This is a genomic window from Psychrobacter sp. TPE 89C (genome assembly GCF_055522395.1).
In genome coordinates, this window is sequence record NZ_JBVFXW010000020.1 from 1 (window position 1) to 21,150 (window position 21,150).

The window sequence follows — 21,150 nt, forward strand, 5'->3', positions numbered from 1 at the left end:
ATGCCGGCTTTTTTATTACTATAAGTACGACTTAGTAAAATAGACTTCTAATTAGAAGCTTTTTACGTAAGCAACACCATATACCCAAGGGCTGATATCTACTTCACCAAGATCATCGCCATTTAGGCTTACGTCTGATTTGATGTCGATATAGCGTGCATCAATACGGAAAGCATCCGTTGAAGTGAATGGGAAATCAACACCGACATGGCCAGCAACGCCAACACTATCATCGATATCTAAGTTAGCTGAGCTGCCAGTGTATAGTTTTTCTTTAAAGAACGTCGTGTAGTTCACACCAACACCAATGAAAGGCTTGATGTTTAGAGGGATGTTGTAACCATCAAAGTGATACTGGACAGATAAAGTAGGTGGTAAATGTTGAGTTTCACCTTTAATCGTATCGCCATCAGCAGTAGTCAATGTGATGTCATGGTTGAATGGAATAGCTGCTAGCAGTTCAATACCAACGTTATTAGCAACGAAATATTCGCCAGTAAGTGTTGGACGTGCATCGCCGCCAACATCAACAGAGAGTGCGCCATCTGCAAGAGTACCGTTATCACTCTTAGGGTCAACATAGTGTGCACCGGCAGCAACTGACCAAGTACCAGCAGGTACTGCAAAAGCAGTCGTCATAGTAAGTGCAGTAGCAGCGGCTAAAACTAGGGATTGTAGTTTCATCGTTTAGTTCCTCAATGTAATAAATAGTTATGGGTCAGTTTCTAATAGTGGATTGCATTAGTTACCGATACACAATGTTATGTTTTTTGATTAAGCTGTAACATTATGACTCTATTATAGTACAAAACCGTTTTATCCGTAAGGTTTTAAATGCATATTAGACGTTTTTATCTCATAAGTTACAATATAAAGTTATTTGTATTAATATATTTAGTATTCATTTGGAATAAACAACTACTGTAAGAAGGAGACGTAAATTCTATTTTGATGGAATGAGTGCCTTTGTGACTATTGCTTTTGAACTTCTAATATATTCAATACTTTATTTATCGAATGATTAGGGTATAAAAATAGGCGTAATACATTATGCTTGGCTACTGTAGTAACTCTCCTCTACGCTGTGACAATGCCTATTCTATAAAGATATTGAATCGGATGGATTCTTGTTGTCCTGAATGCAGTCTGTTTCTACTGCCTGCACAGGATGTTAGTCAGCAATTATATGCTGACGAGCAGTTTTTACGATTCGCCATTATGGTAATTATCTTGACGTTATTTACGGTAGTTTATGTTTACTATCTCTGTAATACTTTACCGTGACCTCTCATAAACTCTATTTTGCGACTGTCAGCGTGCTTAGAGTACTATACTGTTAAGTATCTACTAATATAAGACCGGTGTTTCACCGCATAGGAACGGTATGCTATTCCAATCTATACGGCGCCTGCGTATTTTTGTTTATAATATTCTACAAAATGATGAGCATGACACGCTCTTCAGTCGTTATATCGATTATTTTTTGATATTTTTGATCATGACGAATGTGGCTGCCGTGATTGCAGAGTCAGTCGATAGTTGGTATTACCCTTACCAAGATTATTTTACATGGTTTGAAAATTTCTCTATTGTGGTATTTTCTATCGAATACATGCTGCGGTTGTGGAGCGTGGCTGAAGTAAAACCAGATGGCACTACTTGGCGACAGCGTTGGAACTGGCTAAAAAGCCCATCTGCGTTGATTGACTTGATTGCTATTATCCCTGCATTTTTGAACTTCTTTGTCTCCATCGATTTACGTTTTTTACGTATCCTACGTTTATTTCGTATCCTCAAACTGACACGCTATTTTGCTTCGATGCGTATCCTGCTCGTGGTCATCAGTAAGGAAAAAGGCTCGTTCCAAGCGGTTATCTTTATCTTGATTATTATGATTGTAACGGCCTCTAGTGGGATTTATTTGGTTGAGAATCATGCACAGCCAGAGGAGTTCGAGTCTATTCCTAAAGCGATGTGGTGGGCCGTCGTCACGCTTACGACAGTGGGCTATGGTGATGTCACGCCGATTACCAATGCGGGTAAGATATTGGGTGCGGTCATTACGATATTGGGCGTGGGGCTGGCGGCATTACCGGCAGGTATTCTAGCGACAGGTTTGGCCAATGAGCTTGCTCAGCGTCGTGAAGGGCTTGAGCAGCATTTTCGAGAGCAACTGATCGATAGTGATTTTGATTTGGTACAGAATCAGATGATGATCGATAAAATCCGCCGCGAGTTAGGATTAGATAAAGAGCAGGCGCAAAATATTGTGCTGCAAGTACTGCGTGAGCAAGAGCTTGAGCGCCGTGAAAAAGAGGTAGAAATAGGGCAGAAGAATTTTTGCTCACATTGTGGTGAGCGATTATAGAAAATTGCTTTTTTCACTATGAAGTGTGTTCAAAAAAGGGTGCAGCGTTTTTATAATGTCGCACCCTTTTTATACACTATTACTTGGTGAGTATCGTACGAATGCTATATCCCTTGTAGAGGGAGTGCACGTGCCAGCTCGTGAGCCACCTCTTGCGCGGCACTGGCCAAATCTTCGGCAGGCAGCGGTAAGTTTTGCAATGTTAGATGCCAGTCATCCACTTCTCGACGTAAATGAGCGACCCAAAGCGTTGTACAATCACGTGGTAACTTTTTGAGATTGACTTCAAAACAATGGTTACCCTCATCATCACTTAAGTGAATCTCGCCTGTTTTCACTCTAGAAAATGGATGACCATGGTAAGAGTTGGCAATCATAGCAATATGAGTGATATGTGTTGGAATCTTATCTAAGTATAGTCTGATCTGCTCTTGATCAAGAGGGGCCAAATACATCGCTTGCTCACCGCGATCTTTACCGTTTAAGCTATCACCTTGATGCTTAACCGATTCAGCTTTGTCACGCAATTGCTTGAACCAAACGATGTCACTAATAGTACAGTTTTTGTCATACAGCACACAGGCCAAATCAATATCAATCGCGCTTTGATTTTTTTTAAAGCGTTTGAACAACCCTTTGGGTTCAATCTTAGTAAATTCATAGTTTAGCGAAAAAAACAAGGTTCCTGCATCTAGGCCCAGTCCTCTTAAACTGTCTGACAGTAATGGCGATGGGGCAGTGATTGACATAGTGTTCCTTATTCGTTCTTAAATTTTAATAGAGGTATAGTTAGTTTAGAAGTTTGAATATGTCTAGCTTTTAGCGTCATAGCTATTAGTCGTTATCTATCCAGCCGCTATTCATCATCTAAAGACTTGTCTAATACCGCTTGATATAGCAGCTGAGGTTTTGCATCTAATAGACCACTGCCAAAACCGCGTAACCACCAAACCAGTTGTGAGGTTAGATTGACTGTTGCCTGTATAGTCAATTTGTCACCATCTAACGTGACTGTTTGATCGTCGCTGAGCTTGCTTTCAGTGAGGCTTTTGCCTGCTTGTGTGGTGAATTGTAGCTCGATAGCGGTATTTTTACCATGGTCAGGCAGTTCACTGAATAATGGGTGACTAAAGCCCATGCCACCTGCATCTAAGTAAGTATCGAGTTGGAAATTTTCAGGCGTTTTTGCTGCGCTTTCGAGTATCTCAACACTGGCAAAGCGATGTAGCGCAAAGGTGCGGATAACAACTTCGGGATCATCAGTACGAGTTGCCAGTAGGTAAATAATCACACCACGTTGAATGATAGCAATAGGGTTTAGGATATATTCACTAGATTGCGACTTATCACTGCGCGTATAGCATGCTTTAATTTGTAATTGATAAAATAGCGCGTGGTAAATATTGTCTTTGCTATCCAAATCGATATGCGGGGCAATCAATGGCTGCGTGGCAGGTTCGATGCGCACTCTATCGATCCATGAATGGGTGACTTTGCTGTTTTTAAGTTGGCGCCGTGCTAAGTCAAACCAAGGGAAAAGTTCATCTAAAATAACAGGAGGTAGTAATTGGGTGAGATTAGCCTCCACCATGTTAAAGGCCACCGCTTGTGATAAGTTCATATGCGGTAAGCTTTGTAGCGGCGCATCATCGCACCAGCGCCAGCCTTGTGGATTGGCATTGTTTTTTTCGATAGGGAAACGTTTTGCCAGCGCATTTAAATCACGTTGTACCGTGCGTAGACTGATATCAAAACCTGCCATCATCAACTGCTCGTAGATATGCGTGGTGCCTACCCAACGATTACGTTGTAGTTGCGATAGTACTTGCCATTGGCGAGCAGTCGTCGCTGCGCCATGTCGATTATCGTTGCTCACTTCCGAGGTATTACTTCTCTCAGCCGCTAGCGATTTGGTTTGCTCGTTAGCGTCTGTCTGAGTTTGAATGTGATCGGCGTCAGTCGGATGTACAGTCATTAGGAAGTAGCCTTTATGAAGTATCGAGTCAGTTTTTATAGGACAATTTTATATGCTAGAAACGGATCAGTGACCCTATATCATCGCAGAAAATCCCCGTAGCGTCTAGCAACGGAGATTATTCAATGATTCTGCTGTATATGAACTTATATAGCGTCAATAACTCGTTAAATATCACTATTCTGAGTACTTGGTTCGTTATGGGTATCTGCTTCGCTATCAATGATTATAGTGCTGTCATTATCTTTACGTTTTTCTTTCTTTCTCTTATCTGTTTTCTTTTGACGTTTGGTTTTTTTCTGCTTTTTGTCTTTCTTTTTCGATTTTTTATCATCAATATCATCATCGCTATTTTGGTTCTCATCCCACAGCATCAGACGGCTCAAGACTTTTCCAAATAATGTTTCTTTGCGATAGCGACTTTTTTTGTTCATGGTATCGATAGGTAGGCCAGTCATCAGTGTCAATGCCTCGCTCAGGGTATGGACACCATAGATGTGAAATTCATCCGCATTGACGGCAGCAATAATATCGTCGCGTAGCATGAGTTGTTTGACGTTGGCCATCGGAATGACAACACCTTGCTGGCCCGTTAACTCTTGCTCTCGGCAGGCATCGAAGAACCCTGCAATTTTAGAGTTGATACCGCCTACTGCCTGCACTTCACCCAACTGGTTCATAGAGCCAGTAATCGCAAAGGACTGATCAATCGGTACATTTGCTAAGGCAGATAACAGCGCACAACCTTCGCTAACGGTGGCGCTGTCACCATCGATATGGGCATAGCTTTGCTCAAAAGCGAGTGACGCGCTAAAGTTTAAGGCATGATGTTGACTAAATAGGGCTCGCAAGTAGCTGGTCATAATTAACATACCTTTGGCATGTAAGCTACCACCCAAATCTACGTCGCGCTCGATATCCAGAATCTCACCAGTACCAATATTTGGCTGAATAACGGCCGTAAGACGTGCTGGCATGCCAAATTCACTATCGGCATAGCTGACCACCGTTAGTGCATTGACCTGCCCAACGGCACTGCCTTGCGTCTGAATAAGTTGCTGACCATTTTTGAGCTCATCCCAATAGAGATCACGTAAATACCCTGAGCGCTCGTCCATATCTTCGATGGCTTGGGTGACGTGATTGGCATCGACGATGTTTTTACCGCTCAAACGTGCATGGCGATTCGACTCATGCAACAGCTTAATCAATAAATCACTGTGCAAGCTGAGTCGATCTTGGTCTTCTGCTTGTAAGCTCAAATGCTCAAGTAGGGTGGCTTGCGCACTACGATCGAACGGATAGAGGTTGGCATAATCAATAATGTCAGCCATTTTCGCGACCAATGCCAGTTCGTGTTCACTGGTGCGAACCACATCATCGTGGAAGTCGGCACGAACTTTGAATACCGCATCAAATTCAGGCTCAAGCTCTAACAGCTCATAATATAAATCTGCTTCGCCAAGTAAAATCACTTTAATATCAAGGTCGATAGGGGCAGGCGCTAGCGATAAGCTTCCTGTGAGTGTGAGCATCTGCTCAAGACTTGAGAGTTTAATTTTACGGGATTGTAATGCTCGCTTGAGACCTTGCCAAGCATAGGGGTGCTCTAGTAAGTGACTGGCTTCTAATAACAGGTAGCCGCCATTGGCACGGTGTAAAGCCCCCGCTCGAATCATACTGACGTCAGTGGTGACGGTTCCCAGTTGGGTGATTTGCTCGACATGCCCTAATAAGTTTAAATGCGTCGGTAAATCTTCAAAGATCACTGGTGCACCACTGTCTGGCGTGTGACTAACAATAACGTTGACTGCATAGCGACTGGGTGTTGTGGTCAGGACAGCAGTCACAAACTCTTCATCATCGCCATTAACGATACGCTCTACATGAGTGACCATGTCGGCAAATATCGCTTTGAGATAGTCAACAACCAGCGGGTGATTGGCAAATTGCTCATAAACAGGCGTAAATAAAGGTTGTAGCGCACGGCGTGCAATATTGCGATGCAATGCTTCTATCGCGTCATTGGCTTCGTCTTCTAACTGCTCTAAGGCGATGGTCAGCTGACTCAAGCGTTTTTGCATGTGATTCTTTTGGACAAAGTTATTTAGCTCAGCTTCGTATTCACTGTTGCCATATTCGTTGGTGCTGTCATCGTCATTGTTGTCAATACTGGTATTAATATTAGAAATATCAGCGGTGCTACTGTCCTCTGTCGTCGAAGGAGCTTCATCATTGTTAGAATACTTTTCATGCTTGACGTCAGCATCGCTATTTTCTGTGGGTAGCTTGCTAGGATGCACAAACATGGCTTTGTTATCGAAAGAGCGGAATGTCAGGGCTAAGTCATACTGTTTACCTTCAGCATTGAGCACTTCATAAGCCTGACTCTCTTTTTGATGCGTGTCGTTTTTGATGGCTTCGATTTTGCTTTGGTATTGGTCACTACGAAAGCGTTGACTCAGTCGCTTTTTGGCTTGTTGCCACAAGTTATTGACTTGCTGCTGCAATAGCGAAGCTTGACCTGCAGGCAGGCGCAATGCCAATGGGGTACGTGGATCGGTAAAGTTATGCACATAGACCCAATCATCAGGCGTCGGCGCATCGGCTGCGATGCGTGTCAGCAAGCGGCTGATTACGGTACGTTTACCTAAGCCGTTTTCACCTGCTGCAAACACATGGTAGCCACTGGCTTTGATGTCTAAAGCTGTGTGTAAGGCTTTGAGCGCGCGCTCCTGACCAAACCCAACATCTAAATCTGGTGCCGTACGTGTGTCTGTCGGCAGCTCACTTAGCTCGCTATAACGCTTTAATTGCTCAGCGCTAATAAGGCAGCGCTGCTTTACCTCAATAAAGAGTGGGTGCGGTGCTTTTACTTTTTTGTCATTCGTCAATGTGTCTGTCAATTCAGCGATGGGTGTTGCCATATTATTGGTGTCTTTTTTATTAGCGTCTCTTGATACCGTAGAGATAGGGGCGTGTGGCTGTTCGGTCATAGGCGTAGGACATATCTTCTTAAAAAGGTGGAGTGTTGATCTCTATAATTGGTTTTATGCTATCAGGTATTCACATTCATGCTGAACTTTTTATACTTTATATTGAATAGTTAACCAAGAGATTTTACAAGGTATTTTACAAGATACAGCAACGTTTTAGCTAAATCATTAAACGCAATTTTGTATCATTATCAGATATACCAATGTGTATGATGAATAAATGAGAGACAAATTAACAGTGAGTTTATGGCTATCAAAGCAGAATAACGCCTCAATACAGGCCTAGATAGTATAAGATGTCTCACATTGGCGCAATCTGCAACTATTCAATAGACAGAGTGCATGATAAAATAGACGGTTCACATGTCAAAACTGGATAACTCGTTGTATGTCAGCTTCCGATAAAATCACGTCATCATCTGCTAGTACAGGTACTATCCATATTGATCCTACTGGATTTGTAAAGCTTGGATCACAATTGCCAGTGCTGGCCAATACTCTGACGAAAGCCATTCATGAGCTCGGTCTATCCTTAAGTGAGACGCAGCAGCGCACACTATTATTGTACCTAGACCAGCTTTTGTTATGGAATAAAGCGTATAATCTGACCGCTATTACTGATCCTGAAGAAGCTTTAATCAAGCATGTGATTGATTGTTTGGCTATTATAACGCATTTGCCATCGGGGTCATTGCTCGATATTGGTACGGGTGCAGGATTGCCTGCCGTGATTATTGCTATTTGTCAGCCTGAGCGCCAATGTACGGCACTTGATAGTAACCAGAAAAAAATCCGTTTTATTAAGCAAATCAGTAGTGAACTTGGTTTGAGTAATATGCAGCCGATTGCCTCTCGTATCGAAGCGCATGAAGCAAGCTATGAGGTGGTTACCTCTAGAGCGTTCGCCAGCTTGATAGATTTCGTCGATGTGGCACAGCCAAGGCTAGCAGATAATGGTCACTTATGTGCTATGAAAGGTAAGGCACCGAGTGAAGAAGAGCTGCAAGCATTGGATAGTGATTGGCACATAAAAACAATCAAGCTAAAAGTACCACGTTTGCATGATAGTCGTCATTTAATTGAATTGTCTCGTAAAAATGTCTAAGCTATGAGCACCTTTCAGTCATGAAATCGCCATCATGAAATGGTGACTGTCTAATTGTGAAACATAGTTTACGTCTTTAATTAAATGACATAATATCTAAATGGTGTCGAGACAGAGCGAGTTATTTGTATAACGAATGACTAAATATGTCTCACATTTTAAATATATAGCTAAAAAATAACAGTAATAAATTCTAATTAAACTGAGTGAGTGTATGGAAATCATAGCGATTGCGAATCAAAAAGGCGGCGTGGGTAAAACCACGACGGCGGTAAATTTGACCGCTAGCTTGGCTGCAAAGCGTAAGCATGTACTACTGATTGACTTAGACCCACAAGGCAATGCGACCAGCGGTACGGGCGTGGACAAAAATGAGCTCGCGCTGACCATTGCTGATGTTCTACTCGATGGTGTATCACTGACGGATGCTATTGTTACCAGTCCGGCAGGGTTTGATGTTATCGGTGCCAATCGTGATTTGGCTGGGATGGACATCACCTTGATGAACAAGACCAATAGCCATGAATTGTTTAAAACAGCGATGGTGGCTTTGGTTAACGATCAGATAGCGGCTAAAAAACCTGCTTACGATTATGTCGTGATAGACTGTGCGCCCAGTTTGAATTTATTGACGATCAATGCACTGGTTGCCACAGACAGCGTCATTATCCCAATGCAATGTGAGTACTATGCACTAGAAGGCTTAGCAGATTTGTCGCAGACGATTGAGCGACTCACTGAGCTGAATCCGAAGCTCTATATTCGCGGTGTGGTGAGAACGTTATTTGATGCACGCAATACCTTGGCTCGCGATGTGTCTGCTGAATTAGAAGCACATTTTGGCGATATCATGTATAAGACTCATATTCCAAGAAATATTCGCTTAGCAGAGGCACCTGCGCATGGTTTGCCAGTTATTGCATACGAAAGATGGTCAAAAGGGGCACGTGCCTATCAAAAACTAGCCGCTGAAGTGATGAAGCAAAGCAGCTAGTTTTGGTTATAGATAAAATTTGGTGATAAAAGTATCAACCAGATTAAATAACAAAGCACTAAATATCGTATTTATGAGTAATGAGTAAGCCGTATTCACAATCATTTGGCTTTTATTTTAGCGTTATAGGATAGGTAATCATGGCGAAGAAAAGAGGATTGGCTGCCAATCGAGGCTTAGATGCCTTATTGGGGTCAATCAAAAAAGAAAAGCAAATCACTGCGTCTGCCTTACAAGATGATATGGCAGCGCGTGATAATACTTTGCCAGCTGTAACGCCAGATACTGATACGCCAAACGATAGCACGCCCGCTCAAACAGGTCGTGCACAAGACAACGAAAAGCCGACTGCGAAGCCAACGGCTGTGGAAGCTGCTGATTCTAGTAATCGTAAAGTACGTGCGCCGCGTACGATGAATAAGAGCAGCATTCACAAAACTGGTGCTAATAAAAATCGTGTTAGTGGAACAGACACCAGTGCCTCTGAAGATCAAATCAGTTTGGTACAAATCGATGTGACACGATTGCAAGCAGGTAAGTATCAACCACGCCGTGATATGAGTGAAACTGCGCTTGCCGAATTGGCCTCTTCGATTGAACAGCATGGGGTCATGCAACCTATTGTTATCCGTCCATTATTGGCAAATGAAGACAAGAGTGAAGCATTTGTTACTCATGAAATTATCGCTGGTGAGCGCCGCTGGCGTGCTGCAAAAATGGCAGGTAAAGCAGTAATACCAGCGATTGAGCGCGCATTGTCAGATGAGTTGGCTATTGCACTGGCACTGATTGAGAACATCCAACGCGAAGACTTGTCCGTGATTGAGCAGGCAGCAGCATTACAACGCTTTCATACTGAGTTTGGTATGAGTCACGCGATGATTGCAGAAGTTGTGGGTAAGGCACGTACGACGGTATCGAATCTACTGCGCTTGAATCAGTTACACGATACCGTAAAAGATCATTTAGCCACTAGTGCGCTAGATATGGGTCATGCCCGTACGCTTTTGGCATTATCCTCTGAGCAGCAGCCGATTATTGCCCAAAAAATCATCGATGGTGGCATGACCGTGCGCGAAGCGGAAAAGCTCGTGAAGTCAATTTTGCAGCCAGCTCCCAAAGCCAATCGTACTGAACAAGCACAGTCTCATGATGCGGAACGTTTGACACAAAGGCTCACAGATATGCTTGGGGCTGAAGTAAAGCTTAAGCATAAAAAAGACGGACAGGGTAGTGTTGAAATATTTTTCCAAAACCAGGATCAGTTGGCCGCCTTGATTAAGCACATAGAAGCACAGGCTTAAAGTACTCATCCAGTTTGTAATGATTGTACAAGTTTAAGATATTTGGGTCACACTATTATTATAAAAATATAAAAGAGAGCGAGTATGTGGGAGTTGGTAAAAGCGGGTGGTTGGTTGATGACGCCTATCGTGGTGTGCTCAATACTCGCATTGGTTATCATTATCGAACGTAGCCACACTTTACAGTTTAATAAGATTATACCTAGCAGGTTGCGTGAACAGCTAATAACTCGCCTACGTGAAAACGGTGGCATTGGCCGCACACAATTGATGAATGTGAAAGAAAAAACACCTTTGGGTGATATTTTGGCAACGGGTTTGCTTTATCGTCAGTATGGCTTAGAGTCGATGACGATGCATATGCAAAACCGTGCGAGCGTACAAGTTCATCAGTTAGAAAAAAACATCAATATGCTTGGTACTATAGGTGCAATTGCACCGTTGCTTGGTTTGTTGGGTACGGTATTGGGTATCATCTCTTCGTTTTTAGCGATTACTGATGGCGCGATGCAAGACCCAACGATGCTTGCTGCTGGTGTATCACAGGCATTGATTACGACTGCTGCTGGTATGATTGTTGCGATTCCTGCATTGGTTGGCTATCGTTATTTTCAGCGCCGGATCATTGATATCAATGCCCAGTTTGAAACCCAAGCGGGATTGATGATTCAAGAGTTGTATGACTATCAATTGCTAGGAAATGTGCATACTCCTAGCTTTGAGACGTCCAATTCTGATGCTTCATTACATGGCATGGTAGGTAAGGCTTCGTTAGCGGGTTCACTAAACTCAAACGACGGAGTCACAGTGACTTCTTAGTACTATTTTTAATACTATTAGTCTTGTTTTTAGTACTGAGGGTCAGATGAATTATCAATTCATCCTATCTGTATTTTGAACACGCCCTCAGCATAGTAAAAATATTAAGAACATTAAAGAGAGTGATATGCGCTTTAGAAAACCAACCGTTGAACCACTTGAAATTAATCTCACACCCATGATTGACTGCTTATTATTTTTGATTGTATTTTTGCTGCTTGCGACCTCGTTTAACCACTTTAGTCGTTTAAATATTATTCTTCCTGAAGCTGAAGGTGTCGCGCTGACAGAACAAAAAAATAGCATTGAAGTCGCGGTACAAGAAGACGGCAGTTATTTGGTGAATGGTATCACTCTTGCCAGTAGTAATGAGGCTGAATTGATCAGCATGCTACAGCAAGAGGCGGGTAGTAATCGTGATATGCTGTTTGTGATTGCTGCTGATGCTAACGCTACTCATCAATCTGTGGTACGGGTGATGGATGTCGCAGGAAAACTAGGGTTTTTGAACCTCAATATCAGTACAGTTGTGCCACTTGGCCAACCATTACCGCAATAATATATGGCTATATTAGTGTCATAAATACTCCTATAAAACTGTGCTTTGAGTACAGTTTATTCATATCACGATACCCAAACTGAGGCTTTTATGAGCCAAATATATCAATCCGACTCAAAAAAATCTGCTAAAAAATTGTCAGCAGAGCCATCAGATATACCTAAGCGTACGACATTATTGCGCCTGTTACGCTATCTCAAGCCATATTGGTGGGCGTTAGCATTAGTGGTTTTAGGTTTCGCTATCAATGCTGGGACAGAGATATGGGTGGCCAAACTTCTACAGTACATCACTGACGCTATCAATCAAGGTGATCAAAGTAAGCAGAACCTGTTTCCATTACTTATCATCACATTGTTCTTTGTGCGTGGTTTGGGTAGCTTTTTGGGTAATTACTATTCTGCTTTAGTTTCACGTAACCTGGTATATGAGTTGCGAGTAGAAGTCTTCAATAAATTGCTGCGTTTACCAAGCTCATTTTATCTTGCCAACCCAGCAGGTACTATCTCATCAAAGTTGATATTTGACGTTGAACAGGTCACAGCAGCCAGTACAGAGTCAATGAAGACCTTACTGCGTGATGGGTTGACGGTATTGGCATTGATTGGATTTTTGCTCTACAGCAATTGGCGCTTAACTTTAATTTTATTTCTCGTACTGCCACCGATATTATGGCTCATTCGTATAGCGTCTAAGCGTTACCTAAAATTGTCTAAGGGTATTCAAGAGACGATGGGTGATGTCAGTCATATTACCAATGAAGTTATTGGCGGCTATCAGGTGGTCAAAAACTATGGCGGACAAGCATACGAAGCCGAACGTTTTGACAAAACGTCAAAAAAGAACTTGCTCCAAGGTATGAAGGTAGTCGTTACCAATAGTATCAATACGCCAGCAGTACAGTTACTGATGGCAATAGCCATGTCGGTTGTGGTATGGCTCGCACTGCGTCCCTCAGTCATCAATAATATCTCGGCTGGTGAGTTTATCTCATATATTGCAGCTGCTGGATTACTCAGTAAACCAGTGCGTTCACTGACGGACATTAATCAGAAACTGCAAAAAGGTATCGCGGCTGGTGAGTCAATTTTTGCCCTATTAGATGAACCAGAAGAAGAAGATACAGGTGTGATTAATTCAGCCTTAACAGGGGAGATGAGGCTTGATAATGTCAGTCTGATCTATCCAGATTCAACAGTGGCACTGCGCGACTTTACGTTAGATATACGTGCAGGAGAAACCGTTGCACTGGTAGGGCGAAGTGGTGCTGGTAAATCATCTTTAGTAAATCTATTGACACGCACCTTATCAACTTCTGCAGGGCAAATTACTTTAGATGGTATACCAATCGAAGATATCAAACTAGAGAGCCTACGTGCTCAAATTGCGATGGTCAATCAGCAAGTGGTTCTGTTTAATACGACGGTATTTAACAACATTGCTTATGGTAGCTTAGCCAATAAAAGTCAGTCCGACGTAGAGCGCGCCGCAAAAGATGCATTCGCTCATGATTTTATAATGAAAATGCCAAATGGCTACCAAAGTGAAATCGGTGCCGAAGGTCTGCAATTATCAGGTGGGCAGCGTCAGCGCTTGTCTATCGCGCGTGCACTACTAAAAGATGCGCCAATTCTTATTTTAGATGAAGCGACCAGTGCGCTAGACAATGAATCAGAGCATTATATTCAGCAAGCATTGGATAATGTGATGAAAAACCGCACGACATTGGTGATTGCACATCGATTGACTACTATTGAGTCTGCTGATCGTATCGCTGTGTTGGATGCCGGACAGATTGTCGAGTTAGGCACGCATACAGAATTGATGCAGTTACAAGGCTATTATGCACAGATGTATGACCGTGATTTCGAATAGAGTCATATGACTCTGTTTCAATATGCATTTTATGAGAAAGCGGCACTGAATTTATAGAATAAGTGGTCAATAAACATGAGCATCGAAACGACAGTGACACGTGCATGGCAACGTCAAGCTCTTTGGTTGTGGCTATTGCTACCCATTAGCTGCTTGTACGGACTCATTACCATGCTTCGTCGTCAAGCTTATAGAATTGGTTTGCTATCAAGTTATCGTGCGCCCATTCCCATCATGGTCATTGGAAATATCAGTGTTGGTGGTAGTGGTAAGACACCATTGATTATTGCTTTGGTCAATGAGCTACAATCACGAGGCGTCAAGGTAGGTGTCATTAGTCGTGGTTATGGTGGTGATACCAGTCAGATGCCAGCATTGGTTAATGTGGATAGCTTACCTAATGTAGTTGGTGATGAGCCGTGTTTAATCGTCAGCATGACAGGTGCCCCGATGGCAGTTTGTCCCAATCGTCAGCAAGCAGTGACCACCTTATTAGATGCTTATCCAGATTTACAATTCATTATTGCAGATGACGGTTTGCAGCATTATGCATTGCAACGTGATATTGAGTGGATTGTGGTCGATTCGGCAAGAGGTTTTGGCAACAAGCAACTACTGCCCACTGGGTTTTTACGTGAGCCAATATCACGACTGCAGGGTGCCACTGTCATTTACCATGAAAAGTTAGAAACAGGAGCAGTTTATCAAGATAATAATACTCTGCCTCTAGCCAGTCGTTCGACTATGCATTTAGTGCCTGATAAATTGCAGCGCCTGTGGCAACCTAAATTAACTGGTGCCAGAGATACTGATTTCAAAGTGGGTATTAACATGCTTAAGATGGGCAGTCGGGTACATGCTGTGAGTGGCATAGGTTATCCGCAGCGTTTCTTCGATACCTTGGGTTCTATTGGCTTTGAGGTAATCGGTCATCCTTATCCTGACCATTATGATTTTAGCTTGGCTGAGCTCCTGCAGTATCGAGATGATCCGATAGTCATAACTAGCAAAGATGCAGTGAAAATTAGAGCATTGCTAGTCGAATATACAAGTAAGCAAGCACTGAGTGATGAGTATGAGGAGCTGGCAAGTAGACTATGGGTGTTACCAGTTACAGCTGTACTTTCTGATAGCTGTTATGACAATCTAGACGAGCAACTTAAGACACTAGGTATTCAGTCTGATCCTGATATCAGTATGAAAACTACGTGATAGATAACCGCTAATATTTTACATTGCCGCAAAATTTTATAGGAAAAACCATGCTATCAGTCGCCACACCTGCCAAAACTCATATTGTCATTCCTGCTCGCTTTAAAAGCACACGACTACCTGGCAAACCATTGCTACAGATACATGGTAAGCCGATGATTCTTTGGGTGGCTGAAAAGGCTAAGACAGCACACTTTGCAGATGATATGTGCATTGCAACTGATGATGTAGATATAGCAAAGGTATGCACGGATGCAGGATTCGATGTCGTAATGACTAGCCCTGATCATGCCTCAGGCACAGATCGTTTAGCAGAAGTGGCCGCGATAAAAGGTTGGGCTGACCATGATATTGTGGTCAATATGCAAGGCGATGAGCCGTTAGTACCTCCGCTATTATTAGAGCAGGTAAAAGCACTTCTAGTCGCAGATGATGAGAGTGTGATGGCCACTTTATGTGAGCCTATCGATGACTATGAGACTTTTATGCGCCCATCAGTGGTCAAGGTTGTCAGTCAACAATCCAATGATTTACAGCGTGCGCTTTATTTTAGTCGTGCGCCCATTCCTTGTGATCGTGATGTCGTGTTGGCTGACGATAATCAAAGACAACCACCAAAAAATGCGTATCGTCACTTGGGCTTATATGCTTATCGTGTGCGTCTACTACAGCAGTTTGTACATTGGCCACAGACACCGCTCGAAATGCTAGAAAGCTTAGAGCAGTTACGTGTGTTAGAAAACGGTGGTCATATCGCGATTGCTTCCGCTGCTTGTCATTTACCAGCAGGTGTCGATACGCAGGAAGATTTAGATCGTTTAAATGGCATGAGCCTAGCTGGCTTTTTAAGTCCTATCGGTAGTCTATAGGTTAGTAATCCAATTAAAAATTTATACCTTTTATTTAAAGCGTCATTAACGCGCTATATCCTGAATAATCGAGCAATGTTATAGGGCGACAGCTATGAGTAACGGGACAGGAAATACAGGTGCAGCAGATATCAACGACGGCATTTATTTTGCGCCCTTATTGCCATGGCAGCAGTCGTTATGGTCGCAACTGACAGAGCGAGTATTGCAGCAGCAGTCTTTACCTCATGCGCTACTAGCAGCAGGTATGCAAGGAATGGGCAAGCGTGCTTTTGTATGGCGACTGGTCGCTTGGTTACTATGTCGCAGCCGCGACAGTCATCCAACAGGTGCTTGTGGCACGTGTGAGAGCTGTCAATGGCTGAGATCAGGCACCCATCCGAGCTTGCAAGTATTGCCACTGGTCAGTATGCCTATCAGTGCAGAGCATGCTGATAACAAAGAAAAGTCAAGCAACACCGCTAAAGACAAAAAATCCAGTAAAACTGCTAGCAATAGTGCGCTCAAGACCAAAATTGATGATATCCGCGCCTTACAACCTTTTATTTATCAAGGTGGACAAGGAATGCGGATTTGCGTGTTAGATCATGCTGAGAAAATGACCATTGCTGCAGCCAATGCTCTACTAAAAACCTTAGAAGAGCCACAAGCACAAGTTCATCTATTTTTGATTAGTGATGCGCCAGCCCAGCTGCTACCAACCATTAAAAGTCGCGTACAACAGTTGGCATTACAAACGATTGAGCCTGCGATAGCTGTTGACTATGTAACAAGTAAGCTGGGCCATACTATAAATCGTGAAGCAGTTGGTACAGATGCTATTCATCAACTTATTCAATTGGCAAATGGTGCGCCTTTAGCGGCGATAGCACTGGCACAAGCGCCTTGGTATAGCAAGCGCGCACTGTGGTTGACGACGTGGCAGGCATTGCGTAGTGGAAAGCGTAGTAGTATTGCAGCCAGTGATTATTGGCAAAACCAGCTAAACATAGCAGAGTTTATCCAGCTGTCTGAGCTGATGTTGCTCGATATGCGCCGTGTTTGTCTAGGACTAAATGAGCTACAAAAAGATGTCAACTTATCAGCATTGCTAGAGACTTATCAACCGACTGACAGTGGATTAGAATCATTTGCTAATAGCTTGCAGCAAACCAAAATTGCACTACAACAAAATGTGCAAGAAAAATTTGCCTATGATAAGCTAATGCAAGAACTGGCATACTTATAAAGCAATTTTTATGGCATTTGATTATCGTTTGGCAATGGTTTTAATGCTTTGCTCTACATACCGTTAGCCACTCATAAAAACACATTTCACCCAATTAATAAAGGAAGCTAACTATGGCGATGCCAGGACGCGGTGGGGTATTAACCTGCCATATTGAAAATATCGAAATGCTATACGCCAGCTACTTATCCTTTGTGGCTAATGGTGCGTTATTTGTACCTTCGACTCAAGACCAACAGTTAGGTAATGAAGTGTTTATCGCAGTTACTTTACCGAACTCTAGCGAGCGCTTACCTATGAACGGTAAAGTGGTTTGGATAAACTCTAAAACACAAGGTGGTCGTCCAGCAGGTTTTGCCGTGCAGATTGGGACAGATATTTCTGGTCAGCGAATCAAAAATGAAGTTGAGCGACTATTGGCTGGTAAAGTAGATGGTTTGCAGGCCACTTATACGATGTAGCCTTTATGCTTATTAATGTTCTGATCCACTACTATAATCAGTTATTAAATAAATACTGCCATAAAAAAGCAGCCTTATACTTGATATAAGGCTGCTTTTTAGCAAAAGTATAAAAAACTGGCGGAATGTGAGAGTGTTCTAATAGCGCGGTGGCACATACATATCGTTTGGGATAGGTTCACGGTAGTATTCATCATCACGCTTACGATTCGGCAATTCGACCTCATCACGAGGTATTTCTTTATAAGGAATTTGTTCGAGTAAATGGGCAATGCAGTTTAGCCTAGCACGTTTTTTATTGTTGCCTTCTACTACCCACCATGGCGCTTCAGGAATGTGAGTTCGTTCAAACATAGTTTCTTTTGCTTTGGTGTAGTCTTCCCAACGTCGGCGCGACTGTAAATCCATCGGTGAGAGTTTCCACTGCTTAAGCGGATCATATATCCGGCTCATAAATCGCGCATGCTGCTCATCATCGGTAATAGAAAACCAGTATTTTACTAGGCGAATACCTGAGCGTACGAGCATGCGTTCAAACTCAGGTACTGATTGAAAAAACTCTTCATACTGTGCATCTGTACAGAAGCCCATCACGTGCTCAACACCGCCGCGGTTATACCAACTACGGTCAAACAGTACAATTTCACCAGCTGCTGGTAAGTGGGCGACATAGCGCTGAAAATACCACTGCGTCTGCTCGCGTTCTGTGGGAGCGGGTAATGCGGCAACACGGCACACTCTAGGGTTTAAACGCTGAGTGATACGTTTAATGGCACCACCTTTACCAGCAGAATCACGCCCTTCAAAGATAACAACGATGCGCTCACCGCGATCAACGACCCAGTCTTGTAGCTTTATAAGCTCGCGTTGTAGCCGGACCAATTCATGAAAGTATGTTCGTCGGTCTAGCTTTTCCTGCTCGCTCATCTCGCGGCCATCAAAACGAAAATCACGTGCACAGTCATCTATTTCATTTTCTAGCTCTTCATCATAGGTATCGATTAAATCTTGATGCATTTTTCGACGCAACTCATCATCCAGAACTTCTTTTTCGATACGCTCTGAAAGAATAGCTTGTTCTCGATTGTATTGATCTACATGCTCTTTAGTCGCTAAAGATTCAAAATCAGTCGTTGTACGTGGTTCTGACATCACAAATTTTTCAGAACCGAAGATGACTTCCCTTAGCTTTTCTAATAAATATTTTGTCTTACCCATAAATATTACCTTTGGTTGGCATATTGGATTTTGTAAGATACTACTCCTGGTTCGCTTTTATAATAACAAACTATAGGCAATAAAAAATGCCCTTTAATTAACTTAAAGGGCATTTTTGACAGACAGATGCTGATTAAAATAATAGATCAGCGTATTTCTTGTTTTAAACTAAATGCAATCCAGATTATTTTTCTAGAATACAAGTCACACCTTGACCACCTGCTGCGCAGATAGAGATAAGTGCACGGCCTGAGCCTTTCTGATCTAGCAATTTAGCAGCAGTGGCTAAGATACGACCACCAGTAGCGGCAAATGGATGACCTGCCGCCAGTGACGAGCCGTTAACGTTTAGCTTGCTACGGTCGATAGCCCCTAGCGGCGCATCGAGTCCTAAACGCTCTGAACAGAAGCTTTCATCTTCCCAAGCGGCTAATGTTGATAATACTTGTGACGCAAAGGCTTCATGGATTTCATAAAAATCAAAATCTTGTAGTGTTAGGCCAGCACGTTCCAGCATACGCGGTACGGCATACGCTGGCGCCATTAGCAGACCTTCAGTCGTGCCAGACTTGCCGATGAAGTCAACGGCAGCGGTTTCTTGATGAACAATATAAGCCAATGGCTTCAGACCATGCTCTTTTGCCCATTCATCAGTACCCAATAGTACACAAGAGGCACCATCAGTCAGTGGGGTAGAGTTGGCTGCTGTCATCGTTGGATTGGCATTCTTTTTGCCAAATACAGGTCTGAGTTTAGCCAGTTTTTCTAAAGTTGTATCAGGGCGTAAGTTGTTGTCACGAGTCAGACCTTTGTAAGGCGTGATTAAGTCATCAAAGAAACCTTCATCATAAGCACGTGCTAGATTTTGATGGCTATTAAAAGCCAGCTCATCTTGCGCTTCGCGGCTGACATTCCACTCAAGTGCTGTGATCGCTTGATGATCGCCCATTGACAAACCAGTACGTGGTTCACCGTTTTGTGGTGAATCAATTAGGTCTTTTGGATTTAGACCCATCAATGCTTTTAGTCGTTGCTTGTTGTCTTTTGCGGCACCCAGTTTGATAAGTACTTTGCGTAGGCCATCACCAACTGCGATAGGCGCATCAGAGGTAGTATCGACACCGCCAGTAATGGCTGAATCGATAAGGCCCAGTGCGATTTTGTTGGCAGAAGCAAAGGTCGCTTGCAAGCCAGTACCACAAGCTTGTGAGATATCATAAGTTGGAGTATGTGGGTTCAGTGCGGTATTTAGCGCGGCCTCACGAGTTAAGTTGATATCGCGGCTTAGCTTCATCACAGCACCAGCTACTACTTCACCTACAATTTCGCCTTGTAGGTTATAGCGTTCAACCAAACCATCTAAAGCGGCCGTTAGCATGTCTGTGTTGCTGACATCAGCGTATGAGCCGTTTGAGCGAGCAAACGGGATACGGTTACCCCCTAGAATAGCCACTCGGTTTAGATTTGAGGCAGGCTTCGCTTTGCTAGTCTTTCTAGCAGTAGAAGTTTTGACAGCAGTCGTTGCTGCTTTATCTTCAGTTACTTTTTTGTCCTCAACCGTTTCAGCTTCTTTAGTCGAAGCACTTGCTGTTTTTTTGACAGCTGTTTCTTTTTTAGTGCTGTCAGTAGAGGTTGCTTGTGAGTTTTCATTTTTTGTATCACTGGCTTTTACAACAGTGCTTTCGATAACAGGGCTATCAGGGTGGTTGTTTTTATTACTCATAATATTATCCTTAAAAAATATGGGTAGAAGAAAAAGAGGGTAATAATAAAAAATTCAATTGAATTAAAAAATACAGTTAAGAGATTCAAAATAGATAAGAGGTAAATATTATCATTTATTATGCGTTATGGCTGTTTAGGATAAAGTGTTTTTACGACCTTACTGTATATCTTTAGCAAACTATGTGACACTTATATATAAGGTTGATACTGGCTTTGAAAACAGTTAATAATATAACTTTTGTAGACTGGCTGGTATTGACTATTAACATTGCATAAAAGCTGTTTTGATAATATATTGTTATCGATAATTCTATTTACCATAACTTATAGGTCTGATTTTAGCATAATGTTATGGTTTTTAAATCTAGAAAAAGCGGCCGTCTTGTGTACTTGCTTGTTTACAGATTTTTGTGGACATTGTCAGTTTTTGGACTTGTTTATG

General features: G+C 42.7%; 17 protein-coding genes. 11 read left to right on the forward strand and 6 right to left on the reverse strand.

The window, feature by feature from the left end; genetic code table 11:
* Positions 1 to 51: 51 nt before the first annotated feature.
* On the reverse strand, positions 52 to 684 hold the full coding sequence (locus tag ACZW67_RS07655) for an OmpW/AlkL family protein (RefSeq protein ID WP_465182781.1): 633 nt from the start codon (positions 682 to 684) through the stop codon (positions 52 to 54).
* Between the two features lie 700 nt (positions 685 to 1,384).
* On the opposite strand from ACZW67_RS07655, the gene ACZW67_RS07660 reads away from it, so the two are divergent.
* Entirely contained in the window at positions 1,385 to 2,368 is a 984-nt protein-coding gene (locus ACZW67_RS07660; protein ID WP_197133722.1) for an ion transporter, read from the forward strand.
* A 104-nt stretch (positions 2,369 to 2,472) separates the two neighbouring features.
* On the opposite strand, the gene ACZW67_RS07665 is transcribed toward ACZW67_RS07660, so the two are convergent.
* The 3 genes from ACZW67_RS07665 to ACZW67_RS07675 all read right to left on the reverse strand — a co-directional run bounded on the left by ACZW67_RS07665 (position 2,473) and on the right by ACZW67_RS07675 (position 7,339).
* Entirely contained in the window at positions 2,473 to 3,117 is a 645-nt protein-coding gene (locus ACZW67_RS07665) for a TerD family protein (RefSeq protein ID WP_197100219.1), read from the reverse strand.
* Positions 3,118 to 3,224: 107 nt separating this feature from the next.
* The gene (locus ACZW67_RS07670; protein WP_465182782.1) at positions 3,225 to 4,343 is read right to left on the reverse strand and encodes a helix-turn-helix transcriptional regulator; all 1,119 of its coding nucleotides are present in this window, start codon (positions 4,341 to 4,343) and stop codon (positions 3,225 to 3,227) included.
* A 167-nt stretch (positions 4,344 to 4,510) separates the two neighbouring features.
* Entirely contained in the window at positions 4,511 to 7,339 is a 2,829-nt protein-coding gene (locus tag ACZW67_RS07675) for an AAA family ATPase (RefSeq protein WP_465182783.1), read from the reverse strand.
* 388 nt (positions 7,340 to 7,727) lie between these two features.
* On the opposite strand from ACZW67_RS07675, the gene rsmG reads away from it, so the two are divergent.
* The 10 genes from rsmG (at position 7,728) to ACZW67_RS07725 (ending at position 17,765) form a co-directional block, all read left to right on the forward strand.
* Complete coding sequence (gene rsmG, locus ACZW67_RS07680; protein ID WP_197100222.1) at positions 7,728 to 8,444, forward strand: 16S rRNA (guanine(527)-N(7))-methyltransferase RsmG; 717 nt, start codon at positions 7,728 to 7,730, stop codon at positions 8,442 to 8,444.
* Positions 8,445 to 8,658: 214 nt separating this feature from the next.
* A complete protein-coding gene (locus tag ACZW67_RS07685; RefSeq protein WP_465182784.1) occupies positions 8,659 to 9,438 on the forward strand; it encodes a ParA family protein in 780 nt (259 codons plus the stop codon).
* Between the two features lie 140 nt (positions 9,439 to 9,578).
* Positions 9,579 to 10,742, forward strand: a complete 1,164-nt coding sequence (locus ACZW67_RS07690) for a ParB/RepB/Spo0J family partition protein (RefSeq protein WP_465182785.1) — start codon at positions 9,579 to 9,581, stop codon at positions 10,740 to 10,742.
* 84 nt (positions 10,743 to 10,826) lie between these two features.
* Complete coding sequence (locus tag ACZW67_RS07695; RefSeq protein WP_465182786.1) at positions 10,827 to 11,561, forward strand: MotA/TolQ/ExbB proton channel family protein; 735 nt, start codon at positions 10,827 to 10,829, stop codon at positions 11,559 to 11,561.
* Between the two features lie 127 nt (positions 11,562 to 11,688).
* The gene (locus ACZW67_RS07700; RefSeq protein ID WP_021814788.1) at positions 11,689 to 12,120 is read left to right on the forward strand and encodes an ExbD/TolR family protein; all 432 of its coding nucleotides are present in this window, start codon (positions 11,689 to 11,691) and stop codon (positions 12,118 to 12,120) included.
* Positions 12,121 to 12,210: 90 nt separating this feature from the next.
* The gene (gene msbA, locus ACZW67_RS07705; RefSeq protein WP_465182787.1) at positions 12,211 to 13,995 is read left to right on the forward strand and encodes a lipid A export permease/ATP-binding protein MsbA; all 1,785 of its coding nucleotides are present in this window, start codon (positions 12,211 to 12,213) and stop codon (positions 13,993 to 13,995) included.
* A 75-nt stretch (positions 13,996 to 14,070) separates the two neighbouring features.
* The gene (gene lpxK, locus ACZW67_RS07710; protein WP_465182788.1) at positions 14,071 to 15,207 is read left to right on the forward strand and encodes a tetraacyldisaccharide 4'-kinase; all 1,137 of its coding nucleotides are present in this window, start codon (positions 14,071 to 14,073) and stop codon (positions 15,205 to 15,207) included.
* Positions 15,208 to 15,257: 50 nt separating this feature from the next.
* Positions 15,258 to 16,076, forward strand: coding sequence for a 3-deoxy-manno-octulosonate cytidylyltransferase (gene kdsB, locus ACZW67_RS07715; RefSeq protein ID WP_465182789.1), 819 nt, complete (start codon positions 15,258 to 15,260; stop codon positions 16,074 to 16,076).
* Between the two features lie 94 nt (positions 16,077 to 16,170).
* Positions 16,171 to 17,304 (forward strand): DNA polymerase III subunit delta', encoded by a 1,134-nt coding sequence (locus tag ACZW67_RS07720; RefSeq protein ID WP_465182790.1) that lies wholly within the window; start codon positions 16,171 to 16,173, stop codon positions 17,302 to 17,304.
* A gap of 113 nt (positions 17,305 to 17,417) precedes the next feature.
* A complete protein-coding gene (locus ACZW67_RS07725; RefSeq protein WP_465182791.1) occupies positions 17,418 to 17,765 on the forward strand; it encodes a PilZ domain-containing protein in 348 nt (115 codons plus the stop codon).
* A 138-nt stretch (positions 17,766 to 17,903) separates the two neighbouring features.
* On the opposite strand, the gene ppk2 is transcribed toward ACZW67_RS07725, so the two are convergent.
* Together ppk2 and ACZW67_RS07735 are read right to left on the reverse strand one after the other, a co-directional pair.
* Entirely contained in the window at positions 17,904 to 18,983 is a 1,080-nt protein-coding gene (gene ppk2 / locus ACZW67_RS07730; RefSeq protein ID WP_265091204.1) for a polyphosphate kinase 2, read from the reverse strand.
* 184 nt (positions 18,984 to 19,167) lie between these two features.
* On the reverse strand, positions 19,168 to 20,706 hold the full coding sequence (locus ACZW67_RS07735) for an acetyl-CoA C-acetyltransferase (protein ID WP_465182792.1): 1,539 nt from the start codon (positions 20,704 to 20,706) through the stop codon (positions 19,168 to 19,170).
* Positions 20,707 to 21,150 lie beyond the last annotated feature (444 nt).

Coding starts and splice junctions, on each gene's coding strand:
- ACZW67_RS07690 (WP_465182785.1), top strand. CDS start 9,579: ATGGCGAAGAAAAGAGGATTGGCTGCCAATCGAGGCTTAGATGCCTTA.
- ACZW67_RS07725 (WP_465182791.1), top strand. CDS start 17,418: ATGGCGATGCCAGGACGCGGTGGGGTATTAACCTGCCATATTGAAAAT.
- ACZW67_RS07675 (WP_465182783.1), bottom strand. CDS start 7,339: ATGACCGAACAGCCACACGCCCCTATCTCTACGGTATCAAGAGACGCT.
- ACZW67_RS07685 (WP_465182784.1), top strand. CDS start 8,659: ATGGAAATCATAGCGATTGCGAATCAAAAAGGCGGCGTGGGTAAAACC.
- ppk2 (WP_265091204.1), bottom strand. CDS start 18,983: ATGGGTAAGACAAAATATTTATTAGAAAAGCTAAGGGAAGTCATCTTC.
- ACZW67_RS07655 (WP_465182781.1), bottom strand. CDS start 684: ATGAAACTACAATCCCTAGTTTTAGCCGCTGCTACTGCACTTACTATG.
- kdsB (WP_465182789.1), top strand. CDS start 15,258: ATGCTATCAGTCGCCACACCTGCCAAAACTCATATTGTCATTCCTGCT.
- ACZW67_RS07665 (WP_197100219.1), bottom strand. CDS start 3,117: ATGTCAATCACTGCCCCATCGCCATTACTGTCAGACAGTTTAAGAGGA.
- ACZW67_RS07735 (WP_465182792.1), bottom strand. CDS start 20,706: ATGAGTAATAAAAACAACCACCCTGATAGCCCTGTTATCGAAAGCACT.
- ACZW67_RS07720 (WP_465182790.1), top strand. CDS start 16,171: ATGAGTAACGGGACAGGAAATACAGGTGCAGCAGATATCAACGACGGC.
- ACZW67_RS07670 (WP_465182782.1), bottom strand. CDS start 4,343: ATGACTGTACATCCGACTGACGCCGATCACATTCAAACTCAGACAGAC.
- rsmG (WP_197100222.1), top strand. CDS start 7,728: ATGTCAGCTTCCGATAAAATCACGTCATCATCTGCTAGTACAGGTACT.
- ACZW67_RS07695 (WP_465182786.1), top strand. CDS start 10,827: ATGTGGGAGTTGGTAAAAGCGGGTGGTTGGTTGATGACGCCTATCGTG.
- lpxK (WP_465182788.1), top strand. CDS start 14,071: ATGAGCATCGAAACGACAGTGACACGTGCATGGCAACGTCAAGCTCTT.
- ACZW67_RS07700 (WP_021814788.1), top strand. CDS start 11,689: ATGCGCTTTAGAAAACCAACCGTTGAACCACTTGAAATTAATCTCACA.
- ACZW67_RS07660 (WP_197133722.1), top strand. CDS start 1,385: ATGCTATTCCAATCTATACGGCGCCTGCGTATTTTTGTTTATAATATT.
- msbA (WP_465182787.1), top strand. CDS start 12,211: ATGAGCCAAATATATCAATCCGACTCAAAAAAATCTGCTAAAAAATTG.